The organism is Jiangella mangrovi, from assembly GCF_014204975.1.
GTDB classification, from domain to species: Bacteria; Actinomycetota; Actinomycetes; order Jiangellales; family Jiangellaceae; genus Jiangella; species Jiangella mangrovi.
Map to the genome: position 1 here is coordinate 1,107,119 of NZ_JACHMM010000001.1, position 14,079 is coordinate 1,121,197.

Consider the following 14,079-nt stretch of genomic DNA (forward strand, 5'->3'; position numbering starts at 1 on the left):
TGCCCCCGTCGTCACTGGGCGGGCGTGTTCGCGTAGGCGGCGATCTGCCAGCGACCGTCGCGCCGGAGCAGGACCCAGGTGGCCAGCACCGCGCGTTCGGCGGGCAGCTCGGTCTCGCCGGCGAACAGGATCCCGGCCCGGCTGACGACGATCGCGGTGTCGCCGTCGACGCGGACGTCCTGCGGGGTGTCGACGCCCTGCGAGCCTCGCAGCGGGCCGGCGAACCCGGCGGCCATGTGGTCGCGGACCGCGGCCCGGCCCTGGTGGAATACCCCGCGCATCGCCACGGTCGCGTCCTCGGCGTAGGGCGCCGCGAACGCGTCGGCGTCGCCGGCCGCCCAGGCGGTGCAGATCTGGTCGAGGACGGCTTGGACATCGGTCTCGGTGGGTCGTGCTGTCACCGGGGTGTACCGGCGAGCGGCCGCGAACTCATCGGCGTCTCCGCGGGCGACTCTACGGAGCGCCCCGTCCGGCCGTGCGGCAGGGCGAGCGCGGCCAGCGCCCCCAGGCCGACCACACCCGCGCCGGCCAGCACCGCGACGCCGGCGGCGTCGACGTAGCCCGACGGCGTCAGCTCGCCGCCCGCGCCGGTGAAGACCGCCGTCAGCACGGCGATGCCCAGCGCGACGCCGACCTCGCGCAGCGCGGAGTTGGTGCCGGACGCCTTCGCGTTGTCCTCGTCGCGGATGGTGGCGAGGACGGCGGTGGCGCTCGGCGCGATGACCAGGCCCATGCCCACACCGGCCAGCGCGAACGCGACCACGAGCCGCCCATAGCCGACGTCCTCGGTCATGACCAGCGCGATCCAGGTGAGCGCCACCGTGACGAAGACCAGCCCGGTCACGATCGGCAGCCGGGTCCCGAGCCGCGGCACCGCGAGTCCGGCCAGCGGCGCGACGACCATCGGGGCCATGGTCCACGGCATGGTCAGCACGCCGGCCTCGAGCGGGCTGTAGCCCTGCACGATCTGCAGGAACTGGATGAGGATGAAGATCGCCCCGAAGATGCCGAAGCTGAAAAGCACGCCGACCACGTTGGCCACCGAGAAGCTCCGGTCGCGGAACAGGCCCAGCGACAGCAGCGGGTCCGGCGTGCGCCGCTCCCACGCCACGAACAGCCCGAGCAGTACGACGCCCGCCGTCAGCGTCGCCACGATCTGCGCGCTCCCCCAGCCCACCGACTCGGCCCGGACGATCCCGAAGACGAGCGCGAGCAGTCCAGTGCTGGCCAGCCCGACGCCGACGAGGTCGATGCGCACCCGGCGGCCGAACGACTCCGGCAGCACCGCCAGGACCAGCGGCAGCGACAGCAGGCCGATCGGTACGTTCAGCCAGAAGATCGCGTGCCAGCTCAGCCCCTCGACGACGGCGCCGCCGACCAGAGGGCCGAGGGCGACGCCGAGCCCCGTCACGCCGCCCCAGACACCGATCGCCACGGGCCGCAGCCGGGGCGCCACCGACGTCGACAGCAGCGTCAGCGACAACGGCATCAGCGCCGCCGCGCTCGCGCCCTGCAGCGCCCGGGCCGCGATGAGCTGCCACGACTCCACGCTCAGCGCGCACAGCACCGACGACACCGTGAACAGCGCCAGCCCGATCGCGAACACCCGCCGCCGGCCGAACCGGTCACCGAGCGCGACGGCGACGAGGATCAGCCCGGCGAACGCCAGGGTGTAGGCGTTGACGAACCACTGCAGCTCCTCGATGGAGGCCTCGAACTCCCGCTGCAGCACCGGGAGCGCGCTGGTGACGACCAGGTTGTCCAGCGCCGCCATGAACATCGGCAGCGACGCCGCCATCGGCCCGGTCGGGCGCGAGGGGTTCCTGACGATCTACCGGCTGCTCCGCGACGACGCCGGCCTCTCCCCCGACGAGGCCACTCGCTTCCTCGCCGAGGGGATGCTGATCAACACCGTGCTGGCGCTGCAACTGCAGGACTCGGGCGACCCGGACGCGCTGGAGCTGGTCACCCAGGCCTGCGGCGGCGACCTCGACCGGTTCCGCACGCTGGCCGCAGCTGCCGCCCCCACATCTATCCAATAACCCAATATCCCGATACATTTCGGATCGTCAGGTCGGCGGTCACGAAAGGGTGCGGGCGATGGGTCGAAGCGGCGTGGTCCTGGCCGGAACGATCACGGCGGCGGTGCTCGCGGCCGCGTTCTCCGCTCCACCATCGACGACGGCGTCAGCCGCGGCCGGGCCCGTCCTCGCCGCCGCGCCGTCGCACAGCGAGCGGGTCATCTTCGACGGCGGCGGCGGTGAGGTGCTCAATGGGATCACATACCACTCGTTCCGGATCCCGGCGCTGATCCGCACCACCGAGGACACGCTGATCGCGTTCGCCGAGGGCAGGGCCGCGAACAACCAGGACTTCGGCAACATCAACCTGCTCTACAAGCGCTCCACCGACGACGGAGCCACCTGGTCGCGGCTGTCGGAGGTCGTCGGGGCCGGGCAGGGCACCTGGGGCAACCCGACCGCCGTCGTCGACCGCGAGACCGGGACGATCTGGCTCTTCATGAACCACCAGCCGGTCGGCTCGCACCCGGTGAACTCGTGGGACGACCGGCAGGTCTGGCTGTCATCGTCGACCGACGACGGCGTGAGCTGGAGCGACCCCGTCAACCTGTCGAGCACGCTGAAGCCGCGGACGCTGGCCGGCGGGCGCAGCTGGAACTGGGACGCGGTCGGGCCCGGCGTCGGCATCCAGACCACCGTGCGCAACCCGGGCCGGCTGGTGATCCCGGCCCAGCACCGCACCATCTACAGCGACGACCACGGCGAGACCTGGCAGGTCGACGTCATGGAGACGGCGTCGGGCGCGGCGATGGAGCAGACCGGCGAGTCGACGGTCCTCGAACTGGCCGACGGCCGGCTGTACCGCAACGACCGGCCGACCTCGGGCGTCTGGGAGACCGGGAAACGGCGCTGGGTCTCGACGGGGAGCATCGGCGGCTCGTGGGCGCCGTTCGCGCCGGCGAGCTGCCTGCTCGATCCGCTCAACGAGGCGTCGACGATGCGCTACAACGCCGACGCCCCGGCCCGGCTCGCGTTCGTCAACTCCGCCAGCACCGAGACCCGGACCCGGATGCGGATCCGGATGAGCGAGGACGAGGGGCGCACGTGGAGCTACAGCCGGCCGTTCTCTGACGCACCGCTTCCGCTGGAGGGCGGCAACTACCGCGAGGGCGGCTACTCGAGCATCGCGAAGACCGCCGACTACAACGTCGGCGCGTTGATCGAGGTCAACGAGAACACCGCGAGCAACTCCACGTCACACCGCTCGATCGCGTTCCGCAAGGTGAACCTGCCGTGGATCCAGGCCGGCGTCCGCGAGCCGAGCTGCGCGGGCGGCATCTCATGATCATCAATGATCCAACCACCCAGAGGGGGTCGGATCATTGATGATCAAGGGAACGAGGGTCAGAGCTTCGCGGCGACGGGGATGACGTCGGCGCCGATGCGCTCGAGGTCGTCGAGACCCGGCAGCGACGGAGGCTGCCGATGACGACGTCGGCGCCCAGATCGGCGAGCCGGCCGAGCTCGTCGATCAGCCGCTGGGTGCCGTCGCCGTTCGTGCCGACGCCCATCGAGTGGTAGACGGTCTTGGTGATGTCGTCGTAGTCGCGGCCGACGTCCTCGCAGTGCCGGCGCAGCACGTCGAGCTTGTGCGGCAGCTCCGGGGTGTCGAAGAGGTTGCAGGCCTGGGCGTACTGCGCGACCAGCCGCAGCGTCTTCTTCTCACCGCCGCCGCCGACCATGATCGGCGGGTGCGGGCGGCTGAGCGCCTGCGGCGAGTTGAGCAGCCGCTCGGCCTTCGTGAAGCGGCCGTCGAACGGGCCGTCGTCGTCGGACCACATCTGCATGACGTAGTGCAGCGCCTCCTCGAGCCGCTCGAACCGCTCGGCGGTGGGCGGGAACGGGAAGCCCAGGCCGCGCGACTCCTCCTCGTTCCAGCCGGCGCCGATGCCGAGCATCGCGCGGCCGCCGGAGAGGACGTCGAGCGTGGTGACGGCCTTGGCGAGCAGGCCGGGCTCGCGGTACTGGATGCCGGTGATGAGGGTGAGCAGCGTCGCGCGCTCGGTGTGCGCGGCGAGGAAGCCGAGGGTGGTGTACGCCTCGAGCATGTCGTTCTCGGACGGGCCGACGCCGCGGATCTGGAAGAAGTGGTCCATGACCGCGAGGTACTCGAACCCGGCGCCGTCGGCGGTGCGGGCGATGGCCGCCAGCTCGCCGCCGAGCGCGGCCGGGCCGTTCGGCCAGGTGAAGTCTGGGATCTGCAGGCCGAGCTTCATGGCGTGGTGGTTCCTTCGCTGAGAGAGAGCCGGATGTGATGTGCTTCGTCGACGAGAAGCGATGGCGTAAAGTGGAGGGTGCCCTCCACATCACTATATGGAGGCACGCCTCCGCTTGCAAGGGCTCTGATGGAAAGACGGGGACGACGGCATGACCGACGCGGACGAGGCCACACCCGACGTCCTCGGGCGCCGGCCGATGCGCGCCGACGCCCGGCGCAACTACGAGAAGCTGCTCGCCGCGGCCCGCGAGGCGTTCGCCGAGGCCGGCATGGGCGCGTCGCTCGAGGACATCGCCCGCCGCGCCGGGGTCGGCATCGGCACGCTCTACCGGCACTTCCCCACCCGGCAGGACCTCTTCGAGGCCGTCTACGTCGACGAGGTCGAGGTGCTGTGCCGCGCGGCCGACGACGTGGCGGACCTCCCGCCGTGGGAGGCGCTCGCCGCCTGGCTGCGCCGGTTCGTCGGCTACACGGCGACCAAGCGGGCCATCGCCGAGGCCCTCAACCACCAGTCGACGGTGTTCGCCTCCGGCTGGAAGCTCGTCAACGCGGCCGGCGAGCCGCTGCTGCGCCGGGCCCAGGAGTCCGGCGACGCCCGGCCCGACGCCTCCTTCGACGACGTGATCCGGCTGGTCGGCGGCGTGACGATGTACCCGTTCGCCGACCCCGCGCAGCTCGAGCGCGTGCTGACCATGGCGCTCGACGGCGTCCGGGTGCGGCCTGGCGGCTGACCCGGTCGCCCTAGCCCGTGGTCCGGTAGACGGCGGTGCCCTGCTGCTGGTCGGTGTGGGCGAGGCCGAAGCCGTCCTTCTCGAGCACCCGGATCGAGGCGGGGTTGGCCAATTCGACGCCGGCCCGGACGGCGTGAACCCCCGGTGCGGCGAGGGCGTGCGCCGTCAGCGCCCGGGTCGCCTCGGCGGCGTACCCACGGCCGCGCCGCGAGGCCAGGATGCCGTAGCCGATCTCGACGCTGCCGTCCGCCGGCGGCCAGAACAGGCCGATCGACCCCACCACCAGCCCGGTCTCGCGCTCGACGACGAGCCGGTGACCGTACGGGCCGAGCCAGCCGAGGTGGTCGGCGAGCAGGCCTGCGATCACCTGGTCGCCCTCGGCGGGGAAGTCCTCGGCCCACTGTGCCGAGCGGACCCCGTCGACGACGGCGGTGACATCGGCAGCGGTCCACGAGCGCAGGACGAGACGGTCGGTGTGCAGAGCGGTGGTCACGGGCGGCGACCGTAATCGTCCCGTCCGGCCGGCTTCAACGGGTTTTCAGCGCGGCTCGATCTCGTCGAGGTAGGCCTGGGCGACTTTCTTCGGCGCGCGATCCAGCCAGGCCTCGACCATCAACTCGGTGAGCTCGGGCTCGTCGATGCGATCGAGGCGCACCAGCACCGCCGCGTAGCCGTCGAAGTGCGGCGTCGTGAAGAAGAGGTCCGGGTCGTCGGCGAGGATCGCCTCCTTGACGCCGAGGTCGGCGACCCAGACGCCGAGGATCGGGCCGTCCGGGGCGGCGTCGCCGAGTGCGGCGAGGTCGGCCTTGCGCAGCGGCCGCTCCCACACGAACGTCTTGTCGCGGACCTTCCAGCTGCGCAGTCCGTCGCGCCCGGACTGCTCGTCGGCGTCCGGCAGGGCGGTCGCGATGCGGCTGACGTCGTCCCAGCTGCACATGTGATCAACGGTAGACCCGTCCGGGCGGGCGAACCAGGGGCCGTCCGGCCCACGGCGCCGTCAGCTTCCGCCGTCGCCGGTCGGCCGGGGGCGGCTGCCAGGGCGGGAGCGTCTATGACGGCATCGGCTCGGACAGCTCGGGATCGGCCCGAACAAGGAGGGCGGGCCGTCAGGCGATCCGCCGCCAGAGGTCCGGATAGTCGACGACGAAGCCGTCGGCATCCACCGTCAGGTCGGCGGTGAATTCGCCGGACGAGTAGCGGTAGACGTCGTCGGCCAGCCGGACGTAGCGCTGATTCACCGCGTCGGACGTCAGGCCGCGGTCCACCTGCACGTAGATGATCCGCAGGTCCTCCGACGCCTCCCCCACCGCGAGGCCCAGGCGGCGGATCGGCAGCGTGTTGGTGAACGGCGTCAGCGCGACGTCGACCTCCACGCAGCCGGCTAGGTCGGCCCGCTCGGCGCCGTCGCCGTCGTACCAGCGGTCGCCGTCGCGCCGTTCCAGCACCAGGTCGGGCTCGCCGTTGGTCGCCAGCGTCAGCCGCCGCACGGCCCAGCCGGCGTCGGCCTCGATGCGGTAGGCGACCCGCGTCGGCCGGCCGTCCAGCGCGACGATCACGCCGTCGGCCACCACGCCGTCGCCGCCGGCCCGCAGGATCAGGTGCTCGGTGGCCGGCCACTGCAGCGCCGACCACATCAGCTCGCGTCCCATCATGACGCTAGTTAACCACTAAACTGATTGGATGGTTAACGCTCAGGAGGCGCCGGGCGTTCTCGAGGACGTCCGCGAGCTGCTGAACAGCTGGCTGATCCCCAACGACACCCGGCAGCCCGACGACCGGTTCGACGCGTGGGCCGCCGCGCACGCCGTCACCGATCCGGCCGAGCGCGGCGCCGTCCGCGACCTGCGCGACGACCTCCGCGCCGCCCTCGACGGCGGGGCGGAAGCCGACGCCGTCGTCAACCGGTGGATCGCCAGGGCCGGGCTGCAGCCGCGGGTCGAGGATGGCGCCGTCACGTACTGGCACGAGGGCGGCCCGGCCGGTGACCTGGTGGCCGCCGTCGTGACGGCGATGGCCGACGGCCGGTGGTCACGGCTGAAGACCTGCCCGGACTGCCGCTGGGCGTTCTACGACCACACCCGCAACGGCAGCAAGCGCTGGTGCCTCATGACGGCGGGCGGTCCGGGCGGGCGGTCGTGCGGCAGCATCGCCAAGGTCCGCGCCCACCGGGCGCGTCAGGCCTCGGCGGACGCCGGGTAGCGCTCGCCCCACCAGGCGGCCCACCGGTCGTTCAGCTCGGCATACGCCTCGTCCAGCCCGTAGGTACTGAGCACTGCCATGGCGGTCCCGGCCGGCTTGTCGACGGTCGGCCCGGCGTACGCGACCACCAGAAGGCCGTCGCCCCAGGCGTCGACCGTGACGCCGAGCTGGTTCTCCGAGCGGAACCAGACCTCGCCCTTGACGTCCTGCCCGGCCAGGGTCGCCTCGAACGCGCTGCCCGCCGGCTGGACGGCGACGCCGTCGAGCCCCAGTTCGGGCAGCAGCGGCGGCGCGCCGGCCGTGGTGCCGGCGAGGAACACGGTGCGACGGTGGCCGCCGGGCTGACGCTCGAGGAAGAAGCGCAGCTGGTGCATGAACGTCGTCCAGCCCTCGGTGATGTCGTCGTAGTAGGCGTCCCACTCGGGGCTGACCCCGCGCGGCGCCCTGGTCAGCGTGACCCGGGTGCCGTCGCCGTCGGGCTCGAGGACGATCTGGTCGCCCTCCTGGACGCCGAGCGTGCGGGCCGGCGCGTCCTCGACGAAGCTCTGGAAGTAGATGAGGTCGATCTCGGCGTCGAGGCCGGGGTCGTCCCAGCCGTGCCAGTGCCGGATCTTGTCCTTCTCGCGCAGCGCACGCCACACGTCGTCGACGGGTGCGGCGATGGTCACCTGGATCACGGGGCGTTCCTGGTCGGTCATGGGGTGATCTCCTGTTCGGCGGGTGCCGGGTAGCCGCCGGCAACCAGGCGGTACGGCCGGCCGTCGGCGGTGTCGAAGCGGGCGACTGTGCGCCGCACCGCCTCGGTCAGCTCGTCGGTGAACGCGTGGACGTCGCCGGGCGCGGCGAAGCGCACCTCGGCCTCGATGGTGAACGTGAGCAGCCGCCTGCCGGACTCGTCGGCCTTCGACTGCATGCGGGCGACGTCGCGCACGGCGCCGGCCGCGACGCCGACGAGGTGCTCGGCGGCGTACTGGTCCTGGATCTGCGTGAACCGCCGGCGGCCGTCGCCGTCGCCGTCGCCGTCGGCGGACATGACCGCGGGGTCGACGACGAGCGCCCCCGGCTTGGCCCGCAGGATCCGCTCGACGAACCCGCGCCGCCGTCGCTCCTCGACCAGCTCGACCAGCCCGGCGGCCTCGAGCACGCGCAGGTGGTAGTTGACCCGCTGCCGCGGCAGTCCGAACGCCGCCGCGAGCTGGGTGGCCGACGACGGTTCGCGCAGCGCCGTCAGCAGCTCGCGCCGTGGCGGCGACAGCGCGGCGCGCACCTCGGCGGGCTCCTCGAGGTAGGTGATCGCGGCCATAGCACCATCCTCGAATTGACAGTTCAATTTGTCAATATGGGAGCGAGCGTGGCCACGACCTGGGGTGACGACGGGTCAGGGTGCGGCGAGCGGGGCGCGGTCGGGGACGACGCGGCCGAGGCCACGCAGCCACTCGTCCGGCGGATCGGGCCACCAGCGCCCGGATCGCAGCCCGCCGAGCAGGTCGCGGACGGCACCGACGGACGGGGCGGCCGGCACGACGCGGTTCGGCGAGGCGCCGGCGAGCACCCCGAACCACCAGTGCTTGGCGGTGTCGCCGAGCCCGTCCGGGTCGAGGACGACGTAGTAGTCGGGCAGCGCGGCGGCCTCGGTGCGCAGACTGCTCAGCGCTGCCTCGACGGCGACCTCGAGCGTGCCGGCCGGCGCGGTGGCATCGAAGAACCCGGCCCACGCGGCGCCGACACCGGCGAGCGGGTCGAGATCGTGCACGACATAGGCCGCGTGCGACTGCGCGGCCGCCTCGCGGACCCGCACGCCGTCGCCGTCGTCACCCGTGCGAGCCACCGCCCGCACGTTCGCCAGCCCGTCGAGCCCGGCCACGATGCGGCCCGCCTGCTCGCCGACGATCACGACGACGGTGCTGTTCGGTCGCGCCACGGGTTCCAGCCTAGTGGCGCTGCGCCCTAAGCTGCCGCTCGTGAAGTACATGATGCTGATCTACGGCAGCGACGAGACGTGGCAGCGCATCTACGACGGCGACAAGGCCGGCGCCGCGCACATGCGGGCCCACCGCGAGCTGACCGAGAAGCTGGTCGCGTCGGGGGAGTACGTCGCGTCGCAGGGGCTCACCGTCGAGGCGGCCCGGACCGTCCGGGTGCGCGACGGCGTCCCCGCGGTGACCGACGGGCCGTTCGGCGAGGCGAAGGAGGTGCTCGCCGGCTTCTACCTGGTCGACTGCGCGAGCGACGAGCGGGCGACGGAGATCGCGGCGCTCATCCCCGAGGCCGCGCTGGACCTCGTCGAGGTGCGCCGGGTCATCGACCCTGCCGACATGTGACCCTGCGGGTCCAGACTCAGGCCGGCGCCTCGGGGTCGAGCCCCAGCGCCGCGCGCCCGCCGTCGACCGGCACCGTCGCGCCGTTGACGAACGAGGCGTCGTCGGAGAGCAGGTGCGCCACGACGGACGCCACCTCGCCGACCCGGCCGACCCGCCCGACCGGGTGCAGCTGACGCAGCTGCGCCTCGACCTCGGCGGCCGCCTCAGGGGAGAGACCGGCGAGGTAGCTGTCGTAGCGCTCGGTGGCGATGGACCCCAGCGCGACGGCATTGACGCGGACGCCGCGCGCGCCGTACTCGACCGCGAGCGCCCTGGTCAGGCCCTCGACCGCCGCCTTGGCCGTGGCGTACGGCAGTGACCCCGGCACCGCCCGCTGCGCCTGGTGCGACGACACGTTGACGATGGCCCCGCCCTGACCGTGCGCCAGGAACCGGCGGACCGCCGTCGTGCAGCCCACCACCACCGGGTCGAGGTTCAGCGCGATGAGCCGGGACGTCTCGGCCGCGTCGGTGGAGTCCACGGACGCGTCGCGGAAGACCGCCGCGTTGTTGACCCAGCCGGCCAGCGGGGCGGCGGACTCGGCGAGGTCGGCGGCGTGCCAGGCGACGCCGTCGTCGGCCGCGCTGCCCGCCACCGCCAGGGCGCGCTTGCCGGCCGGATGGTCGCGCAACCAGGCGAGCGCCGTCGGGTCGAGGTCGAGCGCCACCACCGTGCCACCGGCCTCGAGCAGCCGTTCCACGACGGCACGGCCCACGCCGCGGCCGCCGCCCGTCACCACATACGAGCGGTCCATGCCCTCCACCCTGCCACGGTCACGGCGACGGCGGCTCCAGGAACACGACCGGGATGACGCGGTCGGTGTTGGACTCGTAGAGGCGGTAGCCCTTGTACGCGGCGAGCACGCGCGGCCACCACACCGCGCGTTCCTCCGGGTCCGCCGTCCGGGCCCGGGCCGGCCAACGCCGCCCGCGCACCTGCACCGTCACGTCCGGGTGCGCGACGAGGTTCGTGTACCACTGCGGGTGCCGCGGCCGGCCGCCCCACGACGCGATCACCACCAGCCGCTCGTCGTCGTGCAGGTAGAGCAGCGGGACGGTGTGCCGCTGCCCGGTCCGCGAGCCGGTCGTGGTGAGCAGCAGCATGTCGTTGCGCACGAGCCGCCGGCCGGCCACGCCGCGGGTCGCCCGGTAGAGGGCGATGTGCAGGCGGGACAGCCGGCGGGCGGTGACGTCGCGCACGGCGGGCCGCGGCCTAGGAGCCCAAGACGTCCTCGAGCGGGACGCCGGTGTCGGTGAGCCGCGCGACGTCGACCGGTTCGCCGGAGCGGATCAGTGCCTTGATCGGCTCGCCGACGTCCCACACGTTGACGTTCATGCCGGCGACCACCCGGCCGTCGCGCAGCCAGAAGGAGACGAACTCGCGGGCCTCGACGTCGCCGCGGTAGACGACGTCGTCGTAGTCGTCCTGCCGCACCAGGCCGTGGAACTCCATGCCGAGGTCGTACTGGTCGGTGAAGAAGTACGGCAGCTCGTCGTAGACGGCGTCGCCGCCCAGCATGGTCGACGCCGCGACCGCCGGCTGGTTCAGCGCGTTGGCCCAATGCTCGACCCGGATGCCCGGCCCCAGCAGCGGATGGTCGGCCTCGGCGATGTCACCGGCGACGACGATGTCGGGGTCGCTGGACTGAAGCCGCGCGTCGGTGACGACACCCGAGCGCACCCGCAGCCCGGCACCGGCCGCCAGTTGCAGGTTCGGCGCCGCCCCGATGCCGACCACGACCGCGTCGGCCTCGAGCCGGGTGCCGTCGGCGAGCACCGCACCGCTGACGCCGTCGGCGCCCACCGTGAACCGCTCGACCCCGCTGCGCATGCGCATCCTGACGCCGTGCTCGGTGTGCAACGTGGCGAAGACCGTGGCCAGCTCGGGCCCCAGCGGGCCGATGAGCGGCAGCTCCTGCGACTCGACGACGGTGACCTCGACGCCGGCCTCGCGCGCGGCCGCGGTGATCTCGAGACCGATCCAGCCGCCGCCCACGACGAGCAGTCGCTGGATCGAGGCGAGCGTCGCCTTGATGGCGTCGGAGTCGGGCAGTTTGCGCAGGTAGTGCACGCCGTCGGCGTCGGCGCCCGGCAGCGTGAGCCGGCGCGGGCTGGACCCGGTGGCCAGCAGCAGCTTGCCGTAGCGGACGGTGCCGCCGTCGTCCTGGACGACGGTGTGCGTGCGGGGGTCGATCTCGATGACACGCGTGCCCAGCCGCAGGTCGACGTCGTGCTCGGCGTACCAGCCCTCGTCGTGCACGAACGCGGCGTCGCGCTCGGCCTTGCCGAGGAGGTAGTCCTTGGAGAGCGGCGGCCGCTCGTACGGGCGGTCCGGCTCGTCGCCGATGAGCACCAGCGGACCGGTGTATCCCTGGTCGCGCAGGGCCTCGGCGCCCTTGGCACCGGCGAGGCCGGCTCCGACGATGACGAATGGCTGCTCGGTCACGGCCCCACGCTAACGCGCCCGGTGCGGGGCGGCGGGGTCGAGGGCGATAATCCGCCAGTGGTTGTCGGACCTGGCTGGTTGGATGCGGTCCATGACGTCTTTGCGTGACAGCGCCGCCGCCTTCGCCGCCCTGCACCGGCCCGGAACCCCGCTCCTGCTGCCCAACGCCTGGGACCCGCTCAGCGCCTGCATCGTCGAGGCCGCCGGAGCCCCCGCGGTCGCCACCACCAGTGCCGGCGTGGCCTGGGCCCTCGGCGCGGCCGACGGCGACCAGATCGACCGCGACAGCGTGCTGGCGCTGACCGCACGGGTCGTGGCGGCGGTGGGCGTGCCGGTCACGGCCGACCTCGAGAGCGGCTTCGGAGCCACGGCGGCGGAGGTCGGGGTGACGGTGCAGGGCGTGCTGGCGGCGGGGGCGGTCGGGGCGAACATCGAGGACGTCCACCCGTCCGACCCGTCGGCGTTGCGCGCGCCGGAGGAGCAGGCCGAGCGGCTGGCGGCGGCGCGTGCGGCCGCCGACGCCGCCGGCGTGCCGTTCTACGTCAACGCGCGCATCGACACCTACCTGCGCGCCGTGGGCGACCCGGCCGGGCGGTTCGACGACGCCGTCGCCCGGGCCCGGGCCTACCTCCAGGCCGGCGCATCCGGCATCTTCGTCCCCGGCGTCGTCGACGTGCCGACGGTCACGCGGCTCGCCGCGGCGATCGATGGGCCGCTCAACGTCCTGGCCGGGCCGAGCGCCCCGCCGGTCGCCGAGTTCGCGGCCGCCGGGGTCGCCCGCATCAGCCTCGGCTCGTCGGTCGCCGCGGCCGCCTACGCGGTCGCCCAACGCGCGGCGAAGGAACTGTTCGAGCAGGGCACCTACACCGCCATCGAGGGAGGGCTCGCCTATGGCGACCTCAACACGCTGATGTCCTGACACCGGGCGACGCGCGACCGCGGGCGCGGCTCGGGCGGCTTCGGTGTGGCGTCGCTGCACCGACTGGGTGGCGTCGCTGCCGTCAGGACGACAGCGACGCCACCCGGTCTTCGCAGCGTTCGCCCGCCAGTCGACGCTCCGGGCCGGGAGCAAGACCCGTCGCGTCAGCGGCGGTACAGAACCGGGTTGAGCGGGCTGGCCGCGACCTCGCCGGGCCGGACCCCGGGCAGCGACGCGGCCAGGTTGCCCACCTGGTGCTCGTTGACCGGCTCGGCGGCGACCATGTCCGCGTCGATGTAGATGACCGTCATCACCCGGCGCGGATCGGCCGCCGTGTTCGGGCCGGCGTGGTGGAAGGTCCAGCCCAGGTGGAAGCTGGCGTCGCCGAGCGCGAACGGCTCGTTCACGACGGGCAGGTCCTGCTCGGCCAGCGCCACCTGCAGCGCGGCCTCGGACTCGTCGCTGATCGGCAGGTCGCGGCCGTACTCGAACCGGTGGCTGCCGGCGGCGAACTCCAGCGGTCCCATCTCCAGCGGGGTCTCCTGCAGGGGCAGCCAGATCGTGCAGCAGCGGTCGTTCGCCAGTGGCCAGTAGTACTGGTCGGCGTGCCAGGGCGTGATCCCGCCGCCGGGCTCCTTGTACAGCGCCTGGTCGTGGTACAGCCGCACACCGTCGACCCCCAGCAGCTCCGCGGCGATCCGGGCCAGCCGGCGCGAGTACACCAGCTCACGCACCCGCTCGCTGTGCTGCCAGAGGTTGCCGACCTGCAGGAACGCCTTGTTGTAGGTGGATCCCTCGGCCATCGGCAGGTGCATGGTGTTCAGCTCGATCACCTTCGCGGTGATCTCGGGCTCGTAGCCGGCGACGACGGACGGATCGAGCACGCCGCCGAGCTGGACGAAGCCGTCGCGCTCGAACGCGGCGATCCGCTCCGGCGCGAGGTCGTAGGGGGTGTCGAGGGCGGTCGGCGTAGTCGTGGTCATCGGTCCTCCTGGGACGGGTGGTGACGGGGGTGGTCACGGCTGGGCGCCCACGTCCATGCTGCGGGCGCCGCCCCATCGGCCACCACGCCGGCGATGACGACTTCCGGTACTCTCCTGACCTCTTCACCGCGTCGAGGCGCTCC

At 73.0% G+C, this 14,079-nt stretch carries 18 protein-coding genes and 1 pseudogene; 6 read left to right on the forward strand and 13 right to left on the reverse strand.

From position 1 onward, the window contains the following. Window positions 1-11 precede the first annotated feature (11 nt). Window positions 12-401, reverse strand: a complete 390-nt coding sequence (locus HD601_RS05080) for an SgcJ/EcaC family oxidoreductase (protein WP_184819893.1) — start codon at window positions 399-401, stop codon at window positions 12-14. Beyond that, window positions 398-1,798, reverse strand: a complete 1,401-nt coding sequence (locus tag HD601_RS05085) for a DHA2 family efflux MFS transporter permease subunit (protein ID WP_184819895.1) — start codon at window positions 1,796-1,798, stop codon at window positions 398-400. The genes HD601_RS05080 and HD601_RS05085 overlap by 4 nt, the downstream gene beginning before the upstream one ends. Here HD601_RS05085 and HD601_RS05090 point away from each other — a divergent pair. Together HD601_RS05090 and HD601_RS05095 are read left to right on the forward strand one after the other, a co-directional pair. Continuing rightward, window positions 1,773-2,042, forward strand: coding sequence for a hypothetical protein (locus HD601_RS05090; RefSeq protein WP_184819897.1), 270 nt, complete (start codon window positions 1,773-1,775; stop codon window positions 2,040-2,042). The genes HD601_RS05085 and HD601_RS05090 overlap by 26 nt on opposite strands. 58 nt (window positions 2,043-2,100) lie before the next feature. Beyond that, window positions 2,101-3,366, forward strand: coding sequence for a sialidase family protein (locus HD601_RS05095; RefSeq protein ID WP_184819899.1), 1,266 nt, complete (start codon window positions 2,101-2,103; stop codon window positions 3,364-3,366). A gap of 59 nt (window positions 3,367-3,425) precedes the next feature. On the opposite strand, the pseudogene HD601_RS05100 reads toward HD601_RS05095, so the two are convergent. Further along, window positions 3,426-4,297: pseudogene (locus tag HD601_RS05100) on the reverse strand (LLM class F420-dependent oxidoreductase). Window positions 4,298-4,448: 151 nt separating this feature from the next. Here HD601_RS05100 and HD601_RS05105 point away from each other — a divergent pair. Beyond that, window positions 4,449-5,030: a TetR/AcrR family transcriptional regulator gene (locus tag HD601_RS05105; protein ID WP_184819901.1), complete on the forward strand. Its 582-nt coding sequence runs from the start codon at window positions 4,449-4,451 to the stop codon at window positions 5,028-5,030. Window positions 5,031-5,040: 10 nt separating this feature from the next. Here the strand turns inward: HD601_RS05105 and HD601_RS05110 are convergent, their stop codons facing one another. From HD601_RS05110 to HD601_RS05120, 3 genes are all read right to left on the reverse strand, one after another. After that, on the reverse strand, window positions 5,041-5,523 hold the full coding sequence (locus HD601_RS05110) for a GNAT family N-acetyltransferase (protein WP_221440545.1): 483 nt from the start codon (window positions 5,521-5,523) through the stop codon (window positions 5,041-5,043). Window positions 5,524-5,568: 45 nt separating this feature from the next. Then, on the reverse strand, window positions 5,569-5,967 hold the full coding sequence (locus HD601_RS05115) for an MmcQ/YjbR family DNA-binding protein (protein WP_184819903.1): 399 nt from the start codon (window positions 5,965-5,967) through the stop codon (window positions 5,569-5,571). Between the two features lie 169 nt (window positions 5,968-6,136). Beyond that, window positions 6,137-6,682 carry a putative glycolipid-binding domain-containing protein gene (locus HD601_RS05120; RefSeq protein ID WP_184819905.1) on the reverse strand — a complete coding sequence of 182 codons (546 nt, stop codon included), beginning with the start codon at window positions 6,680-6,682 and terminating at the stop codon, window positions 6,137-6,139. A gap of 28 nt (window positions 6,683-6,710) precedes the next feature. On the opposite strand from HD601_RS05120, the gene HD601_RS05125 reads away from it, so the two are divergent. After that, window positions 6,711-7,229 carry a CGNR zinc finger domain-containing protein gene (locus HD601_RS05125; RefSeq protein ID WP_184819907.1) on the forward strand — a complete coding sequence of 173 codons (519 nt, stop codon included), beginning with the start codon at window positions 6,711-6,713 and terminating at the stop codon, window positions 7,227-7,229. Here HD601_RS05125 and HD601_RS05130 read toward each other — a convergent pair. From HD601_RS05130 to HD601_RS05140, 3 genes are all read right to left on the reverse strand, one after another. Then, window positions 7,205-7,927: an SRPBCC family protein gene (locus HD601_RS05130; protein ID WP_184819909.1), complete on the reverse strand. Its 723-nt coding sequence runs from the start codon at window positions 7,925-7,927 to the stop codon at window positions 7,205-7,207. The two genes, HD601_RS05125 and HD601_RS05130, sit on opposite strands and share 25 nt — an antisense overlap. Then, window positions 7,924-8,532, reverse strand: a complete 609-nt coding sequence (locus HD601_RS05135) for an ArsR/SmtB family transcription factor (RefSeq protein ID WP_184819911.1) — start codon at window positions 8,530-8,532, stop codon at window positions 7,924-7,926. The genes HD601_RS05130 and HD601_RS05135 overlap by 4 nt, the downstream gene beginning before the upstream one ends. Window positions 8,533-8,607: 75 nt before the next feature. Continuing rightward, entirely contained in the window at window positions 8,608-9,150 is a 543-nt protein-coding gene (locus tag HD601_RS05140; RefSeq protein WP_184819913.1) for a hypothetical protein, read from the reverse strand. A gap of 49 nt (window positions 9,151-9,199) precedes the next feature. Between HD601_RS05140 and HD601_RS05145 the strand changes: the two genes are divergently transcribed. After that, on the forward strand, window positions 9,200-9,550 hold the full coding sequence (locus tag HD601_RS05145) for a YciI family protein (protein ID WP_246400666.1): 351 nt from the start codon (window positions 9,200-9,202) through the stop codon (window positions 9,548-9,550). Between the two features lie 16 nt (window positions 9,551-9,566). On the opposite strand, the gene HD601_RS05150 is transcribed toward HD601_RS05145, so the two are convergent. From HD601_RS05150 to HD601_RS05160, 3 genes are read right to left on the reverse strand one after another with little or no spacing between them, the layout of a single operon-like run. Beyond that, window positions 9,567-10,343, reverse strand: coding sequence for an SDR family NAD(P)-dependent oxidoreductase (locus HD601_RS05150; protein WP_184819917.1), 777 nt, complete (start codon window positions 10,341-10,343; stop codon window positions 9,567-9,569). A 19-nt stretch (window positions 10,344-10,362) separates the two neighbouring features. After that, window positions 10,363-10,788, reverse strand: a complete 426-nt coding sequence (locus HD601_RS05155) for a nitroreductase/quinone reductase family protein (protein ID WP_184819919.1) — start codon at window positions 10,786-10,788, stop codon at window positions 10,363-10,365. A gap of 13 nt (window positions 10,789-10,801) precedes the next feature. Further along, window positions 10,802-12,034, reverse strand: a complete 1,233-nt coding sequence (locus tag HD601_RS05160; RefSeq protein WP_184819921.1) for an FAD-dependent oxidoreductase — start codon at window positions 12,032-12,034, stop codon at window positions 10,802-10,804. Between the two features lie 82 nt (window positions 12,035-12,116). Between HD601_RS05160 and HD601_RS05165 the strand changes: the two genes are divergently transcribed. Further along, complete coding sequence (locus tag HD601_RS05165; RefSeq protein WP_184819923.1) at window positions 12,117-12,953, forward strand: isocitrate lyase/PEP mutase family protein; 837 nt, start codon at window positions 12,117-12,119, stop codon at window positions 12,951-12,953. Between the two features lie 164 nt (window positions 12,954-13,117). Here the strand turns inward: HD601_RS05165 and HD601_RS05170 are convergent, their stop codons facing one another. After that, a complete protein-coding gene (locus HD601_RS05170; RefSeq protein ID WP_184819925.1) occupies window positions 13,118-13,936 on the reverse strand; it encodes a phytanoyl-CoA dioxygenase family protein in 819 nt (272 codons plus the stop codon). Window positions 13,937-14,079: the final 143 nt, after the last annotated feature.